The sequence below is a fragment of the Clostridium sp. HMP27 genome, from assembly GCF_000765165.1.
Taxonomy (GTDB): domain Bacteria; phylum Bacillota; class Clostridia; order Clostridiales; family Clostridiaceae; genus Clostridium_AK.
Genome location: NZ_JMFY01000015.1, coordinates 46208 through 52207, shown reverse-complemented (window position 1 = coordinate 52207; position 6000 = coordinate 46208). Strand labels below are relative to the sequence as shown.

Genomic DNA, 6000 nt, shown 5'->3' with positions numbered 1-6000 from the left:
TTTCAATATTGAAAACGCCCTATTTCTACCACTCACCTGCGATATTTGCATCTTTATGATCTAGATCAAATCTTTTGCTATTAAAATAATTTCCACCCTTATAAAATGTAGGGTCCACATTTATCCACTTATCTTCCTCAGCAATATATATCTGATTCCAAGCATGACTTACCCAGCTTACTCCGTTAAATCCTTGTCCTGTAACTAACCTTACTGGTATATCATTTGCTCTAGCCATGGCCACATAAAGACATGCATAATCAAAACATATTCCTTCCCGAGTTTCAAATGTTGGTACTGCACCTGATTCTACTTGAAAATTGTTATTTAAAACCTTATATGCTTTATCATAATCATACTCTACATTTTTGCCAACCCAAGTATATAATGTTTTTGCCTTATCTTTACTTGTTTTGTCTTTAGCTACAAGTTCTTTTGCAAAGTTATCTATTTGCTTATTAGACTTTATTCCTTCATTTAAAGTTACACCGTTATAATATACAACAGTTCTCTTTGCTTGATTTGTTATATTTGTTGAATTACTTGATTCTTTTACAACTATTTTAAATGAATTGTTTATGACTTCTGGAAGCTTCTTTGCAAGGTTTGAATTTGTTACAGGAATTATTGTAGTTTTACATACATAATTATAAACCTTAGAATTTTCCAAATACTTATTAAAAGAATCATTTGTATAAAATATTGATGCTATATTTAATGCTAAAGTAAGAAATAAAATATAGGATATAGCCTTAGGAAACTGAAATACTCCTCCTATTATACTTTTAAAGAAACCATTTTTTTGCCTTAAGTAACTTTCTATTCCATCTAGAAGAGGATAGGATGTTATGCTATTTAATGCATTAAGTATAAATAACGCTATCCTATATATAATCATCATGATTGCAGGTATTATAAATATATATATTATAAAAGGTTTTCCTTCTATATAGTCTAATATATTAGGAGGTATTGATTCATACAGCCTTTTATATACTCCTGTATCATGCTGAATAAAGAGTTTTTTTCCGTAAACTATACCTAGAAGCAGCGATATAATAAAGGATATACTTTTGTTCATTTCTTGTATGTCAAATTTTAAACTTTTAGATGAGAACTTAAATACAAATCCCTTAACTATTGGATATATAAACACCAAAATCAAAGCTAAAGTAATTGGATTTACACTTTTCAACATGCTATCCCTCCCTTGCATAATTTGCAGAAATCTTTGATTGCGTCGCAAATTAGCACATCTCAACTAATTTCAAATGTTTCCTTTAATCTAATTGAGATGCTTCCTTTAAAGTACGATTTAAAAAGGACTTTACATCATCCCAAGGGTACCCCCTTCGCATAAGATAGTCCCCTAATTTTTTATATATTTTACGAGTATCTTCTTCTCTTTTTATAAGCTGCTGGTACTTTAACACACCTATTCTTTCTAGAGAATCTCCTTCTTTTTCCTTATCTATGCTTTGAAGCTTTTCTTTAATTAAAGACTCATCTAATCCCTTTTGCATTAAAGAATATTTTATTTTATTTCTTCCCTGACTTAACAATTTCTCTTTTACATACATATCAGCAAATTTACTATCATCTAAAAAGTTATATTCTCTTAAAAATAAAATTGCCTTTTCTATGGTTGATTTTTCATACCCCTTTGCTAAAAGCTTTTGCACAACTTGTTTTTCTGTCTTATAGGCCCTTTCTATACTATGCAAAGCGTCATTTTTGCACTTTATATAATTATCTTCTTCAATTATGGCTTTTATCTTATCTATATCTATTTTCTCTCCAGATTTAAGTCCATAATTATAAATTATTTCTGCACTACATGCAAATAAAAAATCTTCATTTACATAAACATTAACTCTATTTTTATTTCTCTTTTGTACTTCAATCTTTGTTATAATGTGTTCCAAAACATCCTCCTCGTAGCTACAATCAATACCTAATAATCATTAACTATTATTTACTACTTTTTAAAATATGAATAGTTGGATTTGAAAGTACAGTATGCGCTATTTTATATATATCTTCTTCCTTAATTTCTTCAATCTTTTTCATATCATCTAAAAATGCCTGTATACTTTCTCCGTCAATCATTTGATGTATTACATAATTACTTAAGTCGGTAGGATCTTCTAATGTAAATACGATTCCGGTCTTTAGCACCTTTTTCATAAGATTTATAGTTGCATCATCAAATGATATTCTTGCCTCATTTATATCTTCTAAACACTTATCTATAACTTTAATGCTTTCTTTTATATTTTCTTCTGCAACTGCAGTGTAAATATATAAAGATCTTACATAATCAGTAGTATCAAGATTTGTATACACATCATAAGCAAGTCCTCTGTCTTCTCGCAAATTTCTAAATAGCATAGAATTGCCGCTATCTCCTAATTTATGATTTAATATTTTAAGTGCCATTTCTTCCTCTTTAGTAAGCTTTGGAAAGGTAAATAAATAAATAATCGTACTTTGCTCTATATCCTTTTTATAGGATGTGTGGGTACCAGGGATGTTTGCTTCCACATTAACTTTTTTACTGACACTTTCCTTAGCCTCAACATCTTTAAAATACTTTTCTACTAATTTATATACAAAATCATGATCATAAGGTGACACTATACTTACATACATATCATTAGGTATATAATGACTTTTATAAAAATCCATAAGCTTTTTTCTTGTAAAACTTTTTACATGTTTTTCTGTACCTAAAGTATCATATTTTAAAGGACTATTAACGTATGATAGCTCATTTATTCTTTTAAAACTATAATCTTCTACATCATCTTTGCTTGTCCTTATCTCTGCTAGAACTACTCCTTTTTCCTTTTTTAATTCTTCCTCAGGAAAATTAGAATTTAAGATCATATCACTTACTATCTCTAGTGACTTTTCAAGCTCTTCACTTAAGGCAGTTACACTGCAAACCGTGCACTCGAGATCTGTATATGCATTATACTCTCCACCTAATTCCTCTAACTCCTTATTTATAACTTCATTGCTTCTATTTGTAGTTCCCTTAAAAAGCATATGCTCAATAAGATGGCAAATTCCCTTTTCATCATCTTCTTCATATATAGAACCTATCTTAACTCCTACATGAAGTGAAAATACCTGTGTATCTTTCTTTATAGAAACCAAATTTAAACCATTTGGTAATGTACTTAACTTTGAATCAAACATATTGTTATCTCCCTCTGCTATGCTTAAATTAATAGTTATATAGTTAATAATTAGTGAACACTTTCCTAAGTGCAAATTTTATACTTTGTTAATCAACATTATCTAAAAATATCTCAATTTTATTATAATTTATATACTCTTAAAAGTGAAATGAATATTTTACTACATATTTTTATGTTAATCTTAGTAAAATTACCTTTTATAAAATACTGTGATATAATACAAGTAAATATACCCATATTTTATAAATTTAAGGAGTGGTTTTATGAAAAAATATATCTTAAATTGTATTTTATTTATATCTTGTTTTTTTATATTTATAGGCTGTAGTAGCTCATCCACTAAAGAAACTGATAAATCTCTAGTTATGTCAGCTGCATCAAGTCTTATGGAACCATTAAATGAAATAAAAAATAATTTTGAAAAAGAAAACAATATTAAAATAAATATAAATTATGCTGCTTCAGGCACCCTTAGAAAACAAATAGAAGAAGGTGCGCCTGTAGATATATATTTTTCTGCAGATAAGGATAACTATGATAAACTTTTAAAATCTAATATAATAGATAAAAATTTAGGAGAATACACTATAAAAAATGAAATAGTTCTTATAATAAATAAAAGTTTTAAAAACCATGGAGATATTAAATCTATTGAAGATTTACGTAAAGCAAAGCTAGACAAGTTATCCATAGGAACTCCAGAAACAGTCCCAGCAGGTAAATATGGGCTTGAAACTCTTAATTATTATAACATTTTTGAAAATTTAAAGGGTACTATTGTTTATGGAAGAACTGTAAAAGATGTCCTTAATTACGTACTTACACAAAATGTAGATGGTGGAATAGTATTTAAAACAGATACCTTAGGTAAAGAAGATAAAATAAGTATTATAAACATTCCAACACAAAGTCACAGTGAAATAGTTTATAAATGCGGCATACTTACAAACTCTAAAAGCAAAGAAGATGCTCAGATGTTTCTACATTATTTAAATGAAGAATCTAGTAAAAAGATATTTGAGAGGTACGGATTTAATTATTAATTATTATCATTGTCATATGAAAGCTTCTAATAATTATTATTTATACGAAAGGTTTGAGACTTACTATGGGTAATGCAATAATTTTATCTTTAAAGATTTCCATTATATCTACAACTATAGTTCTTATACTAAGTTTAATTGCTTTAAAACTTCTTTGGAAAAATAATACCTTAATGAGAGATTGTATCGAAACAATATTAAGTCTTCCCTTAGTACTTCCTCCTTCAGTTATAGGATATATATTACTCATAGTTCTTAGTAAAAACAGCGCCTTAGGAAAGTTATTATATGAAAGCCTTAATTTACAAATTATATTTACAACTAGTGCAGGAATTATAGCAGCTATTATAGTATCCTTTCCCCTTATGTATCAAAGTGTAAAATCTTCTCTTATGAGTGTAGACAAGTCTTATTTAGAAGCAGCCCGTACTATGGGAGCCTCAGAACTGCAAATTTTTTTTCACATAATGATTCCCATGTGTTGGTCCGGACTTATTAGTGGAATTATATTAGCCTTTTGCAGATCCCTTGGAGAATTTGGAGCTACACTTATGGTTATGGGAAATATCCCTAATAAAACTCAAACAATTCCCCTAGCTATTTACTTTGCAGTAGAATCAGGTAACACTAATTATGCTAATAGTCTTGTACTTATAGTTATCTTACTAAGCTTTTCGCTTAACCTTATATTAAACTTATATTTAAAGAAAAAACATTCTTAGTATAATTCATATATTAATTTATCATATCATTTCCATAAAAATATTCATCCGTATAATAAAAGGGCTGCCTCAAAATAAAATTTGAGATAGCCCTTCTAATTAATAATTAGATTATTTTCCTATAAACATCTGTGTCCAATAATTATTATAGAAACCTACACCTATTTCAGTAAAGTTACCATTTAATATATTTGCTCTATGTCCTGGTGAATTCATCCATCCTTTTACAACTTCTTCTGGAGTTCTTTGTCCATAGGCAATATTTTCTCCTGCTGTTCTATAAGAAATTCCAAAGGATTTCATCATATCAAATGGTGATCCGTAGGTTGGGGAATTATGATCAAAATATTTCTTATCAACCATATCCTTAGATTTTATTCTAGCAACTTTACTTAATTCAACATTTAATGTTAATGGTTTTAATCCTTGTTTTGATCTTTCAATATTTGTAAGCCTTACTACTTCTTTTTCAAATTGATTTACTTGTGGATCTCCAGCTTGTCCAACATTACTTTCCGGAGTAGTTGGCTTTGGAGCTTCTGGTTGTGCTACTGGTGCAGTAGTTTCTGGCTTGTCCACTGGTTTTGTAACCACTGGTCTTGTTACTACTGGTTTAGTTGTTTGTGGTTTTTTAACTTGAGTTACTACGTTTGTCCAATCATTTGTATCAGTAATGCATTCATCATTATTTTGCACAGCAACTTCTTCTTTATTAGTTTCAGTTACTTCTTTTTGATCTTCATTACTTGTAGACGTTTTATCTTCTGATACGTTGTTGTCATTTCCCTTTGTAGCTTCTACATTATTAGCTTCTTTATTCTCTGTAACTTTTGAAATTTCTTCTTTAATGTCAATTGGGCTTTTAATCCCTTCTCCATTTTCAATTGCTATTGGCGCATTATTAGCACCTGTTAATTTTTCAGCTGATGAACTGCTACATCCGGAAGCTAAGGATGCTATTATCGCAATTGTAGATACTAAAACTGCTACTCTTTTCATAGATAATCCTCCTATATCTCTTTTCTTGGC

6 protein-coding genes are annotated in these 6000 nt (G+C 28.9%); 2 read left to right on the top strand and 4 right to left on the bottom strand.

The features are described from left to right. Positions 1 to 25 precede the first annotated feature (25 nt). From DP68_RS07505 to DP68_RS07495, 3 genes are all read right to left on the bottom strand, one after another. Entirely contained in the window at positions 26 to 1198 is a 1173-nt protein-coding gene (locus DP68_RS07505; protein WP_291547891.1) for a transglutaminase-like domain-containing protein, read from the bottom strand. An 82-nt stretch (positions 1199 to 1280) separates the two neighbouring features. Beyond that, positions 1281 to 1925, bottom strand: a complete 645-nt coding sequence (gene recX / locus DP68_RS07500; protein WP_035308025.1) for a recombination regulator RecX — start codon at positions 1923 to 1925, stop codon at positions 1281 to 1283. A 46-nt stretch (positions 1926 to 1971) separates the two neighbouring features. Next, positions 1972 to 3204 carry a pitrilysin family protein gene (locus tag DP68_RS07495; RefSeq protein ID WP_035308023.1) on the bottom strand — a complete coding sequence of 411 codons (1233 nt, stop codon included), beginning with the start codon at positions 3202 to 3204 and terminating at the stop codon, positions 1972 to 1974. A 265-nt stretch (positions 3205 to 3469) separates the two neighbouring features. Here DP68_RS07495 and modA point away from each other — a divergent pair, with 265 nt between their 5' ends. Then, complete coding sequence (gene modA / locus DP68_RS07490; RefSeq protein WP_035308021.1) at positions 3470 to 4249, top strand: molybdate ABC transporter substrate-binding protein; 780 nt, start codon at positions 3470 to 3472, stop codon at positions 4247 to 4249. Positions 4250 to 4314: 65 nt separating this feature from the next. Further along, entirely contained in the window at positions 4315 to 4971 is a 657-nt protein-coding gene (gene modB, locus DP68_RS07485) for a molybdate ABC transporter permease subunit (RefSeq protein ID WP_035308020.1), read from the top strand. 111 nt (positions 4972 to 5082) lie between these two features. On the opposite strand, the gene DP68_RS07480 is transcribed toward modB, so the two are convergent. After that, positions 5083 to 5970 (bottom strand): CAP domain-containing protein, encoded by an 888-nt coding sequence (locus DP68_RS07480; protein WP_052085702.1) that lies wholly within the window; start codon positions 5968 to 5970, stop codon positions 5083 to 5085. Between the last annotated feature and the right edge of the window lie 30 nt (positions 5971 to 6000).